The sequence below is a fragment of the Shewanella sp. MF08487 genome (assembly GCF_050848685.1).
Taxonomy (GTDB): Bacteria; Pseudomonadota; Gammaproteobacteria; order Enterobacterales; family Shewanellaceae; genus Shewanella; species Shewanella glacialipiscicola.
The window spans coordinates 141,889-160,429 of sequence record NZ_JBOZPB010000001.1; the positions used below are offsets into that span (position 1 = coordinate 141,889).

General features: G+C 43.8%; 14 protein-coding genes. 8 read left to right on the forward strand and 6 right to left on the reverse strand.

Annotated elements, in window-relative coordinates:
• Positions 1–27 precede the first annotated feature (27 nt).
• The 4 genes from purB to ACRN9H_RS00615 all read left to right on the forward strand — a co-directional run bounded on the left by purB (position 28) and on the right by ACRN9H_RS00615 (position 5,272).
• Positions 28–1,398, forward strand: coding sequence for an adenylosuccinate lyase (purB, locus tag ACRN9H_RS00600; protein ID WP_432312011.1), 1,371 nt, complete (start codon positions 28–30; stop codon positions 1,396–1,398).
• Positions 1,399–1,515: 117 nt separating this feature from the next.
• The gene (locus ACRN9H_RS00605) at positions 1,516–2,670 is read left to right on the forward strand and encodes a JmjC domain-containing protein (protein WP_432312012.1); all 1,155 of its coding nucleotides are present in this window, start codon (positions 1,516–1,518) and stop codon (positions 2,668–2,670) included.
• Positions 2,671–3,153: 483 nt separating this feature from the next.
• Positions 3,154–4,152 carry a sulfotransferase gene (locus ACRN9H_RS00610; RefSeq protein ID WP_432312013.1) on the forward strand — a complete coding sequence of 333 codons (999 nt, stop codon included), beginning with the start codon at positions 3,154–3,156 and terminating at the stop codon, positions 4,150–4,152.
• A 22-nt stretch (positions 4,153–4,174) separates the two neighbouring features.
• Entirely contained in the window at positions 4,175–5,272 is a 1,098-nt protein-coding gene (locus tag ACRN9H_RS00615) for an aspartyl/asparaginyl beta-hydroxylase domain-containing protein (protein ID WP_432312014.1), read from the forward strand.
• A 45-nt stretch (positions 5,273–5,317) separates the two neighbouring features.
• Here ACRN9H_RS00615 and ACRN9H_RS00620 read toward each other — a convergent pair whose 3' ends face one another.
• Entirely contained in the window at positions 5,318–6,889 is a 1,572-nt protein-coding gene (locus ACRN9H_RS00620) for a tetratricopeptide repeat-containing sulfotransferase family protein (protein ID WP_432312015.1), read from the reverse strand.
• A 340-nt stretch (positions 6,890–7,229) separates the two neighbouring features.
• The gene (locus ACRN9H_RS00625) at positions 7,230–7,685 is read right to left on the reverse strand and encodes a DUF4826 family protein (protein ID WP_432312016.1); all 456 of its coding nucleotides are present in this window, start codon (positions 7,683–7,685) and stop codon (positions 7,230–7,232) included.
• A 280-nt stretch (positions 7,686–7,965) separates the two neighbouring features.
• Between ACRN9H_RS00625 and ACRN9H_RS00630 the strand changes: the two genes are divergently transcribed.
• Together ACRN9H_RS00630 and ACRN9H_RS00635 are read left to right on the forward strand one after the other, a co-directional pair.
• Positions 7,966–9,006 (forward strand): Glu/Leu/Phe/Val dehydrogenase dimerization domain-containing protein, encoded by a 1,041-nt coding sequence (locus ACRN9H_RS00630; RefSeq protein WP_432312017.1) that lies wholly within the window; start codon positions 7,966–7,968, stop codon positions 9,004–9,006.
• A 187-nt stretch (positions 9,007–9,193) separates the two neighbouring features.
• On the forward strand, positions 9,194–9,538 hold the full coding sequence (locus tag ACRN9H_RS00635) for a hypothetical protein (protein ID WP_432312018.1): 345 nt from the start codon (positions 9,194–9,196) through the stop codon (positions 9,536–9,538).
• A 130-nt stretch (positions 9,539–9,668) separates the two neighbouring features.
• On the opposite strand, the gene ACRN9H_RS00640 is transcribed toward ACRN9H_RS00635, so the two are convergent.
• The 4 genes from ACRN9H_RS00640 to ppsA form a co-directional block, all read right to left on the reverse strand.
• Entirely contained in the window at positions 9,669–10,085 is a 417-nt protein-coding gene (locus ACRN9H_RS00640) for a MarR family winged helix-turn-helix transcriptional regulator (RefSeq protein WP_432312019.1), read from the reverse strand.
• Positions 10,086–10,228: 143 nt separating this feature from the next.
• Positions 10,229–10,699, reverse strand: coding sequence for a DUF1285 domain-containing protein (locus ACRN9H_RS00645; protein WP_432312020.1), 471 nt, complete (start codon positions 10,697–10,699; stop codon positions 10,229–10,231).
• A 123-nt stretch (positions 10,700–10,822) separates the two neighbouring features.
• Positions 10,823–13,864 carry a D-2-hydroxyglutarate dehydrogenase YdiJ gene (gene ydiJ, locus ACRN9H_RS00650; protein WP_432312021.1) on the reverse strand — a complete coding sequence of 1,014 codons (3,042 nt, stop codon included), beginning with the start codon at positions 13,862–13,864 and terminating at the stop codon, positions 10,823–10,825.
• A 98-nt stretch (positions 13,865–13,962) separates the two neighbouring features.
• The gene (ppsA, locus tag ACRN9H_RS00655) at positions 13,963–16,332 is read right to left on the reverse strand and encodes a phosphoenolpyruvate synthase (RefSeq protein WP_432312022.1); all 2,370 of its coding nucleotides are present in this window, start codon (positions 16,330–16,332) and stop codon (positions 13,963–13,965) included.
• A 124-nt stretch (positions 16,333–16,456) separates the two neighbouring features.
• Here ppsA and ppsR point away from each other — a divergent pair, with 124 nt between their 5' ends.
• Positions 16,457–17,269 (forward strand): posphoenolpyruvate synthetase regulatory kinase/phosphorylase PpsR, encoded by an 813-nt coding sequence (ppsR, locus tag ACRN9H_RS00660; RefSeq protein ID WP_076499664.1) that lies wholly within the window; start codon positions 16,457–16,459, stop codon positions 17,267–17,269.
• Between the two features lie 183 nt (positions 17,270–17,452).
• On the forward strand, positions 17,453–18,517 hold the full coding sequence (locus tag ACRN9H_RS00665; RefSeq protein WP_432312023.1) for a 3-deoxy-7-phosphoheptulonate synthase: 1,065 nt from the start codon (positions 17,453–17,455) through the stop codon (positions 18,515–18,517).
• Positions 18,518–18,541 lie beyond the last annotated feature (24 nt).

The window sequence follows — 18,541 nt, forward strand, 5'->3', positions numbered from 1 at the left end:
AAATTAGCGTTCATCAAGGAGCTACACATGGATCTTTCCGCACTAACGGCTATCTCTCCGGTAGACGGCCGTTATGGTAGTAAAACCGCATCATTGAGAGGAATTTTCAGCGAATTCGGTCTTACCAAGTACCGTGTTCAGGTTGAAATCAATTGGCTAAAACTGTTAGCCGACTGCCCCGACATCGCCGAAGTGCCACCATTGAGCGAAGCTGCTATCGCAGTGCTTGATGGCATTAAAGATAATTTCAACGAACAAGATGCGCTGCGTGTTAAGGCTATCGAAAGCACCACTAACCACGATGTGAAAGCGGTTGAATACTTCATCAAAGAAAAAATCGCGGGCAATAGCGAATTAGCTGCTGTGGGTGAGTTTGTTCACTTTGCCTGTACTTCTGAAGATATCAACAACTTAAGCCACGGTTTAATGTTGACTGAAGCCCGTGAACAAGTATTACTGCCCTACTGCAACGAGTTGCTGACTGCGATTAAAAAGCTGGCGATTGAATATCGATCTGTGCCATTAATGTCACGCACCCATGGCCAGCCTGCTTCACCATCAACACTGGGTAAAGAGATGGCGAACGTCGCGGTGCGCCTTGAACGTCAAATCAAACAAATCGCTAATGTTGAAATCATGGGCAAGCTGAACGGTGCCGTAGGTAACTACAATGCTCACCTGTCAGCCTATCCTGAAGTTAACTGGCATGAACTGTCTGAGCGTTTTGTGACTAGTCTTGGACTACATTGGAATGCCTACACCACTCAAATTGAACCGCATGATTATATTGCTGAGCTATTTGATGCGGTTGCCCGTTTCAACACCATACTGATTGATTTTGACCGTGACATCTGGGGTTATATTGCCCTTGGTCACTTCAAACAACGCACTATCGCCGGTGAAATCGGTTCATCAACCATGCCGCACAAAGTGAACCCCATTGATTTTGAAAACTCTGAGGGTAACTTAGGCATTGCGAACGCTATAATGCAGCATTTAGCCGCTAAACTACCGTTATCAAGATGGCAACGTGACTTAACTGACTCAACTGTACTGCGTAACTTAGGCGTGGGTATTGCCCATGCGTTGATTGCTTATCAAGCAACCTTAAAAGGCATAAGTAAGTTAGAAGTTAACGAAGCGCACCTGCGTGATGAACTCGATCACAACTGGGAAGTGTTAGCAGAACCCGTACAAACGGTAATGCGTCGTTATGGTATTGAAAAGCCATACGAAAAATTAAAAGAACTGACGCGCGGTAAACGTATCGACGCGCAGCAACTGTCAGTATTTATTGACGGGCTTGAATTACCAGACTCAGTGAAAGCTGAACTGAAGAAAATGACGCCAGCCAATTACATTGGTCGCGCCGAAACGTTTGTCGACGAACTGAAGTAAGTTTTTAACTGAAATTAGTTATTAACTGAAATTGGCGATGGACAATACTCTTTCATAAACAGAAATAAGGATTAAGGCGACTCACATCCCCTAGATGTGGTCGCCTTTTTTAACACTATGTATACACTCAATCTCGATATCGCCCAGTTTCTTAGTGAATACTGGCAAAAGAAACCTTTGCTTATCAAAAATGCCTTCCCACAGTTTGAAGATCCGATCAGTGCCGATGAATTAGCAGGCCTGGCCTGTGAAGAAGAAATCTCTTCACGCATCGTCGTCACTAAAGATGATAACTGGGAAGTGGTTCAAGGCCCGTTTGAAGATTACGACAGCTATGGCGAAACCCATTGGCAGTTGTTAGTGCAAGCGGTCAACCATTGGTACCCCGATTCGCAGCCATTGGTTGAAGCTCTGCGCTTTTTACCGGACTGGCGCTTTGATGACTTGATGGCATCTTTTGCCACCCCAAGTGGTGGTGTAGGCCCGCACGTCGATAACTATGATGTGTTTATCATTCAAGGCGAAGGTGAGCGTCGCTGGACTGTGGGCGACAATACCCCGCAACAACGCCGTGGTGGCAATCCCAACTCGCCGCTGGTTGAAGACTTCACGCCAATTATCGATGTGGTACTAGAAAAAGGCGACATGCTTTATATTCCACCTGGTTTCCCGCATTGCGGCGAAACTCTGACAGTGGCAATGAGTTACTCGATTGGTTTCCGTGCACCAAGCCAGCAAGAATTGGTCAGTGAAGTCGCCGATTACCTGCTCGATAATAACTTAGGTCAGCAGCGTTTCACCTCGAAAACTGAACCGAGTTCAGCCGGTATAGTCAGCCAAGATCATCAAGTGGGTATCATGTCACTCTTGAGCGAGCTGAGCCAAGATCCCAATAGCTACCAAATCGTGTTAGGTAAACTACTCAGCCAGAACCGTTTCGAGCTTGATTTGTGTGAAGGCGAAGAAGCTTACTGCATTGAAGATTTGCAAGATGCGTTTGCCCAAGGTGCAGGCCTCAGCCGTATTGGTGGTTTGAAAGTATTGCGCCTTGAAAATGACTCCGCGCCGCGATTATTCATCAATGGTGAAGTGTATGAGCTGCTAAATACACCAGCAGATATCATCGTGCTATTGAGCGATAAAGTGAGCTTAAACGCCGATGAAGCAACAGAGCTATGTCAGCACGAAGAAGTCCAAACCTTATTGTTGAAACTCATCAATCAAGGTTTTTATTACTTAAGTGATAGCGACTTAAACGATAGCGAAGAGTAATACTCATAGCGCATTCGTCTGTGACAAGTTGAAAATAAAACAGTATTAAAACAAATGCCGCTCACTCTCCTGAGCGGCATTTTTGTTAATCATTTGCAACTAATTTGATTTAATTACTCATCAAAGCTTTATTTTTGCGTGCGCATAAGATGAGTTTTTAGCATACGATTATCGGGCTAGCCAACATTGTATTATTGTCTTAGCAAATTAACGGCCAGCTTGAAATCACCTGATGAGAAAAAGCCGATACCCTGCCCCACCGCATAAACCTAACCATATATATCTAAAGGTAAAAAAGAAAATCCATTAACCGTGTTGAGTTACCCGCCATCAATCCCTCTGCATTATTGACGATAAAAAATCTTGCTTAACCGAACATTTTATAAAAAGGACGATGCCAACATCTTAACTTGGTATTTTGAAGTCAAAACCGTGTTCCTGTATGCTGTAGCCAAATTGTTATGTTAATACGGAGTAACACGATTGAGTGCTTGTTTTGATCGCCCCATAATTATTCTGTCTGCGCCTCGCTCTGGTAGTACCTTGCTCTTTGAAGTGCTGTCCCAGAATACCGCTCTATGTACGATAGGCGTCGAAAGCCATGCTGTTATTGAAACGATTCCTGAATTAAATGTAGCAATACGTGGTTTTCACTCCAATGCGTTAAATCAAGAAGATGCAACGACAGATATTATTCAACAGTTGCAAGAAGGGTTTACTGCACAACTGCGCCACGCAGACGGCTCTGGTGTTTCATTGTCTGATGCGCCCATACGTTTTTTAGAAAAGACCCCTAAAAACAGTTTACGTATCGACTTTTTAAACCAAGTATTTCCTGATGCCTTGTTTATCTATTTAGTCAGAGATCCTAAGGAAAATATCAGTAGTATCATGGAAGCATGGCGCTCTAATCGCTTTGTAACATATCCCCAATTACCGGGATTTGGTGATTGGTCTTTATTACTGCCAGCGAATTGGGCGCAGCAAAAAGGCAAAACGCAACAGGAAATCGCCGCGTTTCAGTGGCAACAGGCAAATGATGCCATCATGACAAGTTTACTCAAGCTGCCTAAATCCCGTTGGCACCTATTAACTTATGCTGATTTAGTGGCGAAACCTAGCCAACAGCTGGCAACGATTTGCCAATTTTGTGATATTCCCTTTGATAGCTCATTCCAGCAAATTTGTGCAACTAGCTTGCCCTACTCTCGATATACCATTTCAGCACCAACACCCAATAAATGGCTTACTAATGCAGCTGAAATACAACATGTATTTCCCGAGGTTAAATCGACTTTAAGACAAATTAATCAATTACTGGTGGAACGAGCAATTGAACCATTATCTGAGGAAGGCATTACGCTAAAGGACCATCAAGAGTCAATTCATCCCAAAGTGTTATATCAGGACATAAGTCGAAATGCGTTGTGCCCATGCCATTCGGGCAAGCGTTATAAACATTGCCATGGCACATTTATTTAACCGGTAAGATGATGAGATAATAATGAAACTTAAACGTGAATTTTACCGACTTCCGCTGCAGTTTGATGTAGCAAGAATGCAACAAGAAATAGCACAATTTACCGATGCAGAATGGGTACCACACCATGAAAATTTTGCGGGAAATTCGGCAATACCATTAATTTCCGTCAATGGTGAATTCAACAATGATTTTAAGGGTGCCATGTTACCAACATCGGCATTGCTGCGGTGCGAATACCTGCAGCAAGTCATTGCCTCATTTGGCGAGGTGATTGGCCGCACTCGATTAATGCGATTAGATTCAGGATGTGAAGTGCCTTTGCATTCAGATATTAACCATCACTGGTATAAGCGCGTCAGAGTGCATATTCCCATCGTAACGACTGAAGATGTAGTGTTCCAATGTAATGATAAGCGCGTACACATGGCAGCAGGAGACTGTTGGATTTTTGATTCATGGAAATTTCATAAAGTTGAAAACAACAGCGACCAAACTCGCATTCATTTAGTCGTAGACTTTGCGGGTTCAAGTCGTTTTTGGGCCATGGTTGAGCAAATGGATGAACAGATTGCGACGTCAGCTAAGTTCACTCACTATCAACCGCAGCACACCGTTAATATTCGTACTGAAAAACATAATTACCAAATCATCATGTCACCAGGCGAAGTCGAATTGTTAGTCAATGACTTAGTAGCTGATGTGCAATCTTGTCAGCTAAATACTACGCCAATAAAAGCATCCTTTAGCCAATTGCTAAAGGGGTTTGTCGCTGATTGGCGCGAGTTATGGTTCTTATATGGTGAAGAAAACACTGGCTGGCCTTTATTTCATCATTTACGAGATGAAACACTGAAGCAAGCAAGCCAGTATGACAAAGAAGTGTTTATCTCAAATGGCACTTCAGCAGTTAAAATTTTGGCGCAGTTAATAATAGGCCCATCAATGAATGTAGCACTGGCGCCACAACATACTATTAGTATTGAAAAATCGATGGGCACGCCATTACCCGACAAACGGAGTGGTACAACTACAGGGATCCCTATCGGATTAACTCGAAATAGCCCATGTTACTGTGGTTCTGGCGATAAATATAAAAACTGCCATGGGAAAATAACCTAGTTTTAGGTTAAGAAAAGGGCGTTAACAAGCCCTTTTCTATTAGCTTTATTGGCCTAATAAACGATGGCGAACATTAATATTAATCTGCTCAAAATCGACATAGTCTTGCCCCATAAATGCTCGATACTTTTCGCATTGACCTATTGCTTTAGTATTCATTGGTTGCCTAACTTGGCTTGCACTCGGGGTTAAAACGGGCCGTGTCGATTGATAAAAATGCAGGCAAGCTGTTTCAAAATCAACACCACAATAGCCGAGCAATTTAGGAATTTCATCGTCGGGCTGAGTAACCAGTTTCTCAAAACTAAGATGATAAATATCCTGCGGAAATTGGCGATCCCAATGCTCCATCAGTGTTAGGTAATTTTCCCAATAGACTTTGATGTTCTCGAATGAGTAGGAATAGTCATGTCCAAAGCTAAAGTATTGTTTAAACACACTTAGCGCATTATCCGTGGTATGTCGAATCACATTGATAATTTTAGCTTGTGGAAAAAGGGTTTTAATTAAACCAATATGGAGAAAATTATTAGGGTTTTTATCAATAACATAATCAGGAACCGTTGAAAAATACTGAGCCGATTGTTGCAAGTATTCTTGCTGATATTGATTAATTTTCTCTTGGCTCAAATGTGCCAATTGCTTGGCGTAACAGCCAGTTTGTTCAAGTTTTAACGCAATTCTTTCTATATAAGGTAGCTCGTCCGTAGCGCCAATTAAGCTATGACACGCAAGGATTTGCTCGACTAACGTGGTACCAGAACGAGGCATACCGACAATAAAAATAGGCACTTTTTGTTCAGTAACAGCGGTACGTGCCGTCAGTTCTGTATGTCGCAGTGACTGCACAATATTAATAAATGAGGATTTTTTAAATGGCTTTAGTGGCGCCAACAATTTATTGGCGTGTGCCATAGCCTCAAACGCCAATTGATACTGATTTGACTGCTCATAAAACCGATTCATGGTGTACAACAATAACGCTCGACTCGCATCCGACAGCGATGGAGAATTTAAGGCTGAGATAACCGCCGATTTATCATGTTCTGAAAATGTATAATTTTTTAGATCCGCTAGACTCCAAAATCCGGTAGCCATTTTATCTGGGTTTTCGATAATAAATTGGTGATAAAAATCCGTAGCGAGCTGCGTATTACCGGTTGCTTTATAGATATGGCCTAAATTTAATTTTACCGCAGGATGGTTATAATGGCTCACGGTACAAAGCGTTAACTTGTCAATTGCCAATGCCATATTGCCAGTCTGTAATGCGGCCATACCTTGCTTAAATTGCAGCTCTAACTCATCTGGAAAGAGAGAAATAAGGCGATTAAGCATATAAATTTGTTCAAAATAACGTTGCCTTACCTCGAGTAAATGCAATTTACCTCTCAGCGCACGCTCAAAGTTAGGATCAAGTGTTAAAATAGCATTAAATCTTATTTCAGCATCTTTAAAATCACTGGCTTTAAATGCAAGCTCCGCCAAAATCAATAATGCATCTAGGTTATGAGGTTGACGACGAATAACCTTGCGCGCATACATGCCCGCTGATGAAAATTGCTGTGAAGCAAAGTAGGCCTTAGCATCTTGTAGATATTGTTCTTCTCGGCTCAAAAAACGCCCTCCACCTTGTTAACTAGAATTTATCGAAATGTAAACAAAACCACGTAAAAACAGTATAAACAGGTTTGTCTTTGGGCTGAAGCCTTAACTGATTTGGATCTAATACGGCACGTTTTAACGTGTTTATTAAATGTGCAGCACTATTTCAGTATGGATAGTTATTGAGTATTGAGAGTGTCTAAAGCTTGGAAAACATCCATAAAAAAACCGAATAAATCGTTTACATTCGGTTTTAACGTATGCGTCGTTAATGTTACTCAATTAAGCAGCTGTAACCACATGACAGTTAGATTCTATTTGACTATTATTGAATACTGAAACGGTATCAGCCTTAAGCCTGCACATTCCATAGCTTATCGTCATTGTGCACAAGATATAAACTTTCAGCGCGCGATACCAGCAACTGTGCAAATTTGGCCTGAGTTGCATCACGGGTTGCACCGGAGCGAGCTAAGTTTTCAGCTTGCATTTGCCACATCATAGAAAAATGACGTACCGCATCACGGGCGGTCGCAGCGACTTTAACATCAACGAAATCTGACGGTAAATCCCCAGACATCACCCAATAGGTTTTGTTGATTGGACGCTTTGATTCAATTTTCCATATAGCCATATAAGGAACCAGATAACGGCTTTCATCGGCTAACACTTTACTTGGGATCACACCTTTTTCAGCCAAGAAACGATTCGCTTTTTGAAATTGAGTTCTGACCCACTCTTGACGTCGTGCTTCCGCCTCTTCAGCGGACAACTTTTGTTGAGTTTGGGCGACAGCTTGTTCAGTCATACTTCCATCCTATCTTATTGTTATAACGCGAACCTAATTCTTGGGATCAGTGCGCGATTCATTCTATTCGTTACATTAAATTCAGTACAATCCATTTTCAACCGCAAAGCTTACGTTTACGTAAAGTGGAAAGCTAAATTGCCACAAATAATCTATTTATTAAGTCATCATGCATGGTTGAGAGTATCGCTAAATGCTATGGTTCTGCAATAAATATAACAAGCAGTCGATAGAGGCTCACCTCGTCGGCTTTTTCATTGTGTATAGCGGAGAAATTCACGTGGCTGTATTTAATCATGTATCCTTTGATGAACATGAACAGGTTGTATTCTGTCATGATAAAGACAGTGGCTTAAAGGCCATTGTCGCCATCCATAACACCAACTTAGGCCCAGCCGTTGGTGGGTGCCGGATGTGGAATTACCAATCAGATGATGAAGCCCTGACTGACGTATTACGCCTTTCTCGTGGCATGACGTACAAAAATGCGCTTGCTGGTTTAACGATGGGCGGCGGTAAATCAGTGATTATCGCCGATCCCAAAAGACAAGACCGCGAAGCACTATTTCGTGCCTTTGGTCGTTTAATCAACAGTCTAGGTGGGCGTTACTATTCAGCAGAAGACGTTGGTACCACGACGGCTGACATCATGATAGCCCATGAAGAAACCCCTTATATGGCAGGTCTTGAGGGTAAAAGTGGCGATCCATCCCCCTTCACAGCCTTTGGTACGTTTTTAGGTATAAAAGCTGCAGTTAAACACAAGCTAGGACTCGACAGTGTCAAAGGGCTTAAAATTGCCGTCCAAGGTGTGGGTCACGTAGGTTATTATTTATGTAAGCATTTACATGAAGAAGGCGCGGTACTGATTGTTACCGATATTCATCAAGCTTCATTAGACAAAGTCGCTACAGACTTTGGTGCAACCGTTGTGGCACCACAAGATATCTACTCACAGGATGTCGATGTGTATGCACCTTGCGCGCTGGGCGCAACCTTAAATGATACGACACTGCCTCAATTAAAAGCCAAAATTGTGGCTGGCTGTGCCAACAACCAATTAGCCGAAGTTCGTCACGGCGAACAACTTAAAGAAATGGGTATATTGTATACGCCTGACTACGTGATCAATGCTGGCGGCATTATTAACGTGTCGTTTGAAAAAGATTACGACGCGGCTAAATCAACCGCTAAAGTTAAAGAAATTTACAATACACTCCTGAAAATTTTTCACCAAGCTGATGCCCAAAACCGCACGACTGGCGCAGTAGCAGATGAAATGGCTAAAGCTATTATTGAAGCGGCTAAAAAGTCATTTTAACGCCTACTCTCATACATGTAAAAAGCGACCTTAGGTCGCTTTTTATTATCTAAAATTTAATATCTCATTAACCGAATGATTTAAAAGCACTTTTAATTATCAAGCCATATATTCATTTTATTGCGCTGGAGAACGTCATATTTGTCTGCTTGAATTAATCTATCTGATCCCGGTAGAAGATAGCGTTATGATCCATTTTAAGTACGATATCACCCCAGATGTAGTAGAACTGCAAGCCAGTAATTGGAGTGGTTTAGAGCGAGTTTTTGTTAATGGCCAAATGGTATCGCATAAACTTAACTTTAAACCTCAGAGCGAACATACCATTCAACTTAAAGACGGCGCACCTTGTAAGTTTAAACTGCTTATCGATCCCCAGACCAATGAGTTAATGTGCCGAATTTATAAACAGAACAAGCTTGTCGCCAGCCTAAAACAAGGCAAAGAGAACGTGTTAGTCAGCCGTCGTTATTGGCAGCACATTGTGATAGTCATTAGCTTACTTTTCATCTTTACCCTTTACCTAAATTGATTAGGCCAGCTTTATTACGCTGAGTGGATTCTGGCTGATAGGGATAACAGAATAAGGAATTGATACATAAAATAGATACGTAAACGGCTCAATCGCAAGCAACCGCCATACAGGCTCGCTCACAATAGCGCTATGCCAACCGATTGATTTTATTTAATAGTAAGATAAACTGTTGCTGCTCTTCATCGCTGAGACTTGAGAGAAATTTTTCGTTGATCCGTTCAGCCTCACAAACTAGATCTTGCTCTAACGCTTTAGCTTCATCGGTTAGAAATATTTGAAAGGCGCGTCGATTATCGACTTCTTGATGGCGGGTAATAAGACCTTGTACCTGTAACTGATCGAGTAAACGCGTCATAGTGTAATTTGCCACATCGCAACGTTTAGACAGTTCTGTTTGGCTTATGCCCTCTTCTTGCCATAAAGCAAACAGCACAGGCCACAGTTTTATATCGAGTTGATAGCGCTTAAGTTGCAAATCAAGCTCATTTTGCAGCTCGATATTTAAGTGGGATACAAGATAGCCTAAGCTTTCATAACGATTCAAACGGCACCTCCTATAGCAAAACTTTAATGTTTCTGGGCTGACCTAAAACACCAACAACCTAACCCTGAGCGGGTTTTAATACTATCACCTAACCCTAATAAACTCGCTAACACAACAGCAGATGATGTTATTAACCTACGAACTCATTCCTCATCTAGATCAGATAAATTGAATTCATTCACAAAATTATAGTAACAAGCGCGACCTAATTTTCCCCATAAGCCTCGCTCAAGTGGCAAATAAATGCTGTCATTGGTAAGTTTCATTTTTTTGATATCAATACGATGGTGCTCGGTTTCAATGCTGGTTCGCACATCGAGTAATGTATTAAGTTTCAAAGGCTCAAAATCGATTATCAGCAGCGGCACATCTTCAACCTGTACTCGCACCTTTTCCACTGGGGTGATTAAGAAATACTCACACTCGACACAATGTAAAATGCTGGCGAACAACTTAGCAAATTTAGTCGGCAGCGATGTGCCTAGATAGGTCCAATCACCCAAGGCGTTAATGTTAAATAGTGGCACTTCGCTACACAGCGGTGCAGTGATGAATGCGTTATCGACTACGAGTTGCTTAAGTGTGTGTTGAATGCTTTGCGTAACTTTTTCCATCCATTGTCTCCGTCGTCCATAAAAAAACCAGCCTTGCGGCTGGCTTTAGTGTGACATTCAACAGTGGGATATACCAGTAAGGATAATAATGACTTTGCGGATAAATCTAAGTCGTAAATCCCCTTATATATTCGCTAGCTCGAGCAGCGCCTCCAGCGGATGCTTTGGTTTGTAACCCGCAAAACGTTTTACCTGACTACGGCACGAATAGCCTGACACTAACACTTGCGGCTGCTCAATTTTTGCTAACGTTTGCTGCCAAGACATGTCAAACAAGGCCTTAGAGCGCTCGAGGTTTTCCGCCTCATGACCATAGGTCCCTGCCATACCACAACAACCTAAATTGACTGCGGTTAACTTAGCGCCAAAATGGGCAAAGATTTTAGTCCACTCATTGGCGGTATTTGGCTTGGCCGTCGATTCAGTGCAATGACTAAACCACGTATATTGCTTATCTTGCGCAGCTTTTGCAGGTAAATCTTTGATGACATTCAGTAGCCATTCGTTGGCTAACTTGACCTCAAAATGACCGCGATTAGCCCCTAAGACTTCACGGTATTCATCGCGATAACACAAGACTAAAGCAGGATCGATCCCTACCATGGGCATGCCCAGTTTATGGACTTGATTCAGAAAGTCCGCACTCGACTGCGCCGTTTTCGCAAACTTATCTAAAAAACCTTTAATATGCGTTGGCTTACCATTGGGTTTATAGGGTAACAGCACAGGTTTTAAACCAAGTTTTTCAATTAACTGGATAAATCGATAAACAAGGCCTGAGTCATAAAAACTGTTAAAGGGATCTTGCACCACTAACACAAACTGCGCGCGCGCTTCTTCTGGAATCGCTTGTAATGCCGCTAAGTCATAACCACGGCTCGCATGACCATCAAGTCTTTGCTTTAAGGTTGGCACAGATAATGCCGGCGCATCCACATAACCAATCGCCTGTTTAATCACCCATTGGCTTAATGGATTTTGCGCAGCAAAGTTAGTCAGGCGCGGCGCAGCGGCCATTAATGGTAAGCTGTCTTCAATCCCAGCAACGAGGTAATCTTTGGCTGGCCTTAAATAACGTTGATAGTAAATATTAAAAAATTGCGCTCTAAATTTTGGCACGTCCACTTTAACCGGGCACTGCCCTGAACAAGCTTTACAGGCTAAACAGCCCTTGAGCGACTCCATCACTTCGTGTGAATAATCATAATCGCGTTTTGCATTGAAGGTATTTTGCACTCGCTGCAGCCAACCTAAGGGCTTTGCTTTTGCCAGTGCGTTTACGTCTACTCCTTCAGCCTCAAGCAGCCTTAACCACTCTCTCATGAGCCCAGCGCGCCCCTTGGGGGATTGCACTCTGTCACCCGTCACCTTAAATGACGGACACATAGGCGAATAACTGCTGTAGTTAAAACACAGGCCATTACCATTACAGTTCATTACATCGGGAAATGCATCCCGTACATCGATAGGAATTTGTCGGTCAAATTTACCGCGCTTAACACTATCGATATCGTAATAAAGCGCGCCCACCTTTTTAGGGGCTACCAGTTTGCCTGGGTTAAGACGATTATCGGGGTCGAACAAGCCTTTGATATCTTGCAACACACCGAAAAGTTCATCACCAAAGACAGCTGGACCGTATTCACCGCGCACGCCTTTACCGTGTTCGCCCCACATTAGGCCGCCGTATTTAAGCGTCAGTGCCGCGACTTGATCAGAAATGACTCGCAGTAACTTTTCATCTTCAACATCGCACATATCGAGCGCTGGACGAACATGTAACACGCCCGCATCCACGTGGCCGAACATACCGTATTGCAGATTATGCCCGTCGAGTAACGCGCGAAACTCCATAATGTAATCGGCGAGTTTTTCGGGCGGTACCGCGGTATCTTCTGCAAAGGCAATGGGCTTACGGCGACCTTTAGTGGCGCCGAGTAAGCCAACGGCTTTTTTACGCATGCCGTAAATTTTTTCGATACTCGGCTTATCTTGCGTCACTTGGTAACCCAATACACCGCACTCGCCTTTGCTGATCTGCTCAGTCAACACAGCTTCCAAACTCGCGAGCTTTTGCTCAACTTCGACCGTGTCACCTGCAAATTCGACCATATTAAGGCCATCAATAACTTTACCTGGCACTTCTTGGATAAGATCAGCCACAGAATGCCAGACAATATCTTCACGAGCTAAGTTAAGGACTTTTGAATCGACTGTTTCTACCACAGTCGCGCGCGCAGCCACTAACGATGGCGCATGACGTAATGCCGATTGGAACGAATCATACTTAATATTCACCATGGCGCGCTCGGCCGGCAGCGGGGTAATATTCAGTTTCGCTTCGGTGATGACAGCGAGAGTGCCCTCTGAGCCCGTCAGAATTCGTGATAAATCGAATTGCGTCAGGTTGTCATTCCACACGTGTTTTAAGTCATAGCCAGTGAGGAAACGGTTGAGCTTAGGAAATTGGTTTTCAATCTGAATGCGCTTTTCGCGGCATACCGCCGCCACAGCAGAAATCAGTTTCTGCCCCAGCGGATTATCACTGACATTATCGGGGTTACACAGTAGTCCCGCGTCTATGGGATGCGTATCCAGCACACTGCCATCAATCAACACACTGCGCAGCGCCAGCACGTGATCTGACGTCTTACCATAGACCAATGAACCCGCACCCGAGGCATCGGTATTGATCATGCCACCAATCGTCGCGCGGTTTGAGGTGGATAAATCGGGGCTAAAAAAATAACCATGGGGACGCAGTGCATCGTTGAGTGCATCTTTAATTACGCCGGCTTCCACTCGAACCCAGCCTTGCTCAGCATTTACTTCAAGCACGCGGTTCATGTAACGCGACACATCTAATATCAACCCATGGGTAAGCGACTGTCCGTTAGTGCCAGTACCGCCGCCCCGCGCACTAAACGTTACACTGCGATACTCATCAGTGGCAGCGAGTGTTAAGGCAATTTGAATATCCAACTGGTTTTTAGGATACAGCACAGCTTGAGGCAAAAATTGATACACAGAGTTGTCCGTTGCTTGCACTAAACGGGCACTGTAACGTTTATCTATGTCACCGGAAAAGGTGCTTTGCTCTAGCGCATCAAGGTACGCCAAATACACAGGCTCTAATGTTTGTTGATGTGATAGCAGGGGTAACATGGCTGGCTTCTGTCAATTATCGTTATAGCGCCATTATAAACAAAAAAAAGCCGCTAAAAAGCGGCTTTTTTAACATCTTTATGAAATTACGTTACAGATCACCCGTGGGCTTCAGCTAAATATAGCCAAGTATCAATCACGGTATCAGGATTAAGTGACACAGTATCAATGCCCTGCGCAACTAGCCAAGCCGCAAAATCGGCGTGATCTGAAGGACCTTGACCACAGATACCAATATACGCGCCCTTCGCTTTAGCCGCTTTAATCGCTAAAGAAAGTAACATTTTAACCGCTTCATCACGTTCGTCAAACAAATGGCTGATAATACCTGAGTCACGGTCAAGACCGAGTGTTAACTGAGTTAAATCGTTTGAGCCGATTGAGAAACCATCGAAGTGCTCAAGGAATTGCTCGGCTAATAGCGCATTTGAAGGGACTTCACACATCATAATGACGCGTAAACCATCTTTACCGCGCTCTAAACCTTGCTCTTTAAGCAAGCCGATCACTTGCTGCGCTTCATTCACGGTCCGTACGAACGGGATCATCACTTCAACATTTTTCAGACCCATGTCATTACGAACACGTTTGATCGCTTCACATTCTAGGGCAAAACAGTCACGGAACGATTCAGAGATATAACGGCTTGCACCGCGGAAACCCAGCATTGGGTTCTCTTCTTCTGGCTCGTATCTATCACCGCCCACCAAGTTGGCGTATTCGTTAGACTTAAAGTCTGACATACGCACGATCACTTTCTTAGGATAGAAAGCCGAGCCGATAGTCGCAATACCTTCAACTAAACGAGCAATGTAGAACTCAACTGGAGAATCGTAACCGGCGATCATCTCGTTGATTTCAGTTTGCAGCGCGGCGTCTTGTTGGTTGAACTCAAGCAGTGCCTTCGGATGAATACCAATCATGCGGTTGATGATGAATTCTAAACGCGCTAGACCCACACCTTCGTTTGGCAAACGGGCGAAATCAAATGCTCTGTCTGGGTTACCGACGTTCATCATGATTTTCATTGGCAGTTCAGGCAACGAATCAACACGGTTTGAAATTATTTCAAAATCTTGTTTACCTTCGTAAATAAAACCTGTGTCACCTTCAGCGCAAGAAACCGTCACAATTTGACCAGTTTTGATACGGTCAGTCACATCACCACAACCTACAACTGCTGGCACACCTAATTCACGAGCAATAATTGCCGCGTGACAGGTACGACCGCCACGGTTGGTGACAATCGCGCTAGCGCGTTTCATGATAGGTTCCCAATCGGGATCGGTCATGTCAGTTACTAACACATCGCCAGGTTGGATTTGATCCATATCAGCAATCGACGTTAATACTTTAGCAACGCCAGTACCCACTTTATGGCCGATAGCGCGACCTTCACAGATCACAGCGCCGCGGCTCTTTAAGTGATAACGCTCAATCAACTGCACATCTTCACGGCTACGTACCGTTTCTGGACGCGCTTGAACGATATACAGTTTGCCGTCATTACCGTCTTTTGCCCATTCGATATCCATGGCACGACCATAGTGTTGCTCGATTATCACAGCTTGTTTTGCCAACTCTTCAACTTCGGCATCGTTGATAGAGAATTGACGACGCTTATCTGCAGCGACATCTTCAATTTTAACTTGTTTGCCGTGAGTAGCATCATCTGAATACACCATTTGGATGAGCTTGCTACCGATATTACGGCGCACAACAGCCTTATGACCTAAGGCTAAAATAGGTTTATGAACATAAAATTCATCAGGGTTTACCGCGCCTTGAACAACCATTTCACCTAAACCAAAAGATGAAGTGATAAATACCACATCGTTATTACCAGATTCAGTGTCCATAGTGAACATTACACCTGAAGCCGCTTTGTCTGAACGTACCATACGCTGTACGCCAGCAGATAAAGCAACACCGTGGTGCTCGTAACCTTGGTGAACACGGTAAGAAATAGCGCGATCGTTAAACAATGAGGCAAATACGTGCTTAACAGCCACGAGTACAGATTCATAGCCTTTCACGTTTAAGAAGGTTTCTTGCTGCCCCGCGAAAGATGCGTCTGGCATATCTTCTGCGGTAGCTGAAGAACGAACGGCAAATGAAGCTTCGCTCGTTTCTGCGGCAAGTTTATCGTAAGCTTCACGAATCGCTTGCTCGAATGCAGGTTGGAATGGCGTGTCAATAACCCACTGCCTGATCTGTGCGCCTACTTTAGCCAACGCATTGACATCATCTACATCCAATGTGGCTAGAATGTCATAAATCTTCTGGTTAACTCCGCTTTGTTCAAGGAACTCATTGAAAGCATAGGAAGTTGTCGCAAATCCGCCAGGTACTTGAACACCGGCATTAGCCAGATTGCTGATCATCTCGCCTAGAGAAGCATTTTTGCCGCCAACCAAGTTGACGTCACCCATGCCTAATTCTTGATACCAGAGTACGTATTGCTGCACAGTTCTATCTCCGCAAGTTTATTTCAGTGGCCCCTTCACACGAGGGCAGCGGCATTTTACACTCCAGCTCAACATGCGTAAATCTATAATTTCATTTGTAATTTTATTACTACAAGAGGTCAGTATGGCACCAAAAGTATTCTATATTTCCGATGGGACAGCAATCACTGCTGAGGTCTTTGGTCATGCGGTTCTCTCGCAATTTCCACTAGAATTTGAGTCACTTACCATTCCTTTTGTCGAAACTCCGACCAAAGCCGAGCAAGTTAAGCGCCAAATTAATGATTGTTTTATTACAACAGGTGAGCGGCCGTTAGTGTTCCATTCGATCGTCAAACCTGAAATTCGCGACATCATCTACTCAAGTGAAGGCTTAGATTATGATTTTTTAAATACTTTTGTGGCCCCACTCGAACAACATTTAGGTGTTTCAGCTTCTCCAGTACTACATCGAACTCATGGAAAAGCCAATCACGGCTATGAAGCACGTATCGATGCCATTAATTTTGCGATGGATAACGATGATGGCCAAACCATGAAACACATGGATAAAGCTGATTTAGTGTTACTGGGGGTATCACGTTGTGGTAAAACGCCATCAAGTCTGTATTTATCGATGCAGTTTGGGATTAAGGCGGCCAACTATCCGTTTACCGAAGATGACATGGATGATCTTAAATTACCTGAAGCGCTTAAACGCAATAAGAAAAAACTCTTTGGCCTGACAATCGATCCAGTGCGTTTACACGAAATTCGCCAAAGCCGTATGGAGAACAGCCGCTACTCATCGCTCAAACAGTGCCGTTTAGAAGTCAAAGAAGTGGAAATGCTATTTAAACGCGAACGTATTCCCTATATCGACACCACCAATCATTCTGTCGAAGAAATAGCGACCAAGATATTGGATGTCACGGGCCTTGAACGGCATATGTTTTAAGATAAAAGAACAAAATTCACCCCGATAATCTGAGTGAATTTAACGCAAATGGATCTCACTTAAATTAAATTCATTGCACGGTTGCCGATAATTAACACAATTGGCACTGTGCAACTCGCTTCGATTCGTTATAATCCGAGGCAATCTGGCGAAAAAGCGCCGCACGCAAGCTCGGTATTTTGAATGACCATTAAAACAGACGAACTACGCACCTCCTTATTAGCAAAAGTCATCTCACCTGCGCAACTGGCATCTGAGTTCCCATTAACTCAAGATGCGGCAGATTATCTAGTTCAACAACGCCGTGAAGTCGAAGCCATTATTATGGGTGAAGATCAGCGTTTGTTGGTCATCATAGGTCCATGCTCAATCCACGATACCAAAGCGGCATTAGATTATGCGCAGCGCTTAGCCGTGTTACACCAAGAATTGAAAGATGATTTGTGTATTTTAATGCGCGTCTATTTTGAAAAGCCACGCACAATAGTCGGCTGGAAAGGATTAATTTCAGATCCTGATCTTGATGGCAGTTTTGAGCCAAACAAAGGTTTGCGCATTGCCCGCGAGTTGCTGCAACAAATCACCGAATTAAAATTACCGATTGCCACCGAATTCTTAGATATGGTGAACGGTCAGTACATCGCCGATCTCATTACTTGGGGCGCAATTGGCGCACGCACCACAGAAAGCCAAGTTCACCGTGAAATGGCCTCGGCACTGTCTTGTCCTGTAGGTTTCAAAAACGGTACCGATGGCAATATCAATATCGCCGTCGATGCAGTGCGCGCGGCGCAAGTGCCACATATCTTTTATTCACCGGATAAAGATGGCGCGATGGCCGTCTATCGCACCCACGGTAATCCGTTTGGTCATATCATTCTGCGCGGCGGCAAAACGCCTAATTACCACGCCGAAGATATCGAAAAGGCACGTCAACAACTTGCCTCTGTTGGGGTCACTCAACGCATGGTGGTTGATTTCAGCCATGGTAATAGTGAGAAGAACCACCTTAAGCAGCTTAACGTCGCTGATGCAATCATGGCGCAAATGCGGGCAGGCAGCACTGCCATCGCCGGTATTATGGCTGAAAGCTTCTTACAGGAAGGCAACCAGAAAGTCGTTGCAGACCAGCCACTCTGTTATGGCCAAAGCATCACAGATGCCTGCTTACATTGGGATGACTCAGAAGTCCTGCTACGTAAACTAGCAGCGGCTTCCCGCGAGCGAAAAGCATTGTTAGCAAAATAAGCCTGACGCTTGAAAAATATGTCC

Excerpts from the sequence above, each read along its gene's own strand:
- ydiJ (WP_432312021.1), bottom strand. The coding sequence starts at position 13,864 with ATGTTACCCCTGCTATCACATCAACAAACATTAGAGCCTGTGTATTTG.
- purB (WP_432312011.1), top strand. The coding sequence starts at position 28 with ATGGATCTTTCCGCACTAACGGCTATCTCTCCGGTAGACGGCCGTTAT.
- ACRN9H_RS00615 (WP_432312014.1), top strand. The coding sequence starts at position 4,175 with ATGAAACTTAAACGTGAATTTTACCGACTTCCGCTGCAGTTTGATGTA.
- ACRN9H_RS00665 (WP_432312023.1), top strand. The coding sequence starts at position 17,453 with ATGACCATTAAAACAGACGAACTACGCACCTCCTTATTAGCAAAAGTC.
- ACRN9H_RS00645 (WP_432312020.1), bottom strand. The coding sequence starts at position 10,699 with ATGGAAAAAGTTACGCAAAGCATTCAACACACACTTAAGCAACTCGTA.
- ACRN9H_RS00635 (WP_432312018.1), top strand. The coding sequence starts at position 9,194 with ATGATCCATTTTAAGTACGATATCACCCCAGATGTAGTAGAACTGCAA.
- ACRN9H_RS00625 (WP_432312016.1), bottom strand. The coding sequence starts at position 7,685 with ATGACTGAACAAGCTGTCGCCCAAACTCAACAAAAGTTGTCCGCTGAA.
- ACRN9H_RS00605 (WP_432312012.1), top strand. The coding sequence starts at position 1,516 with ATGTATACACTCAATCTCGATATCGCCCAGTTTCTTAGTGAATACTGG.
- ppsR (WP_076499664.1), top strand. The coding sequence starts at position 16,457 with ATGGCACCAAAAGTATTCTATATTTCCGATGGGACAGCAATCACTGCT.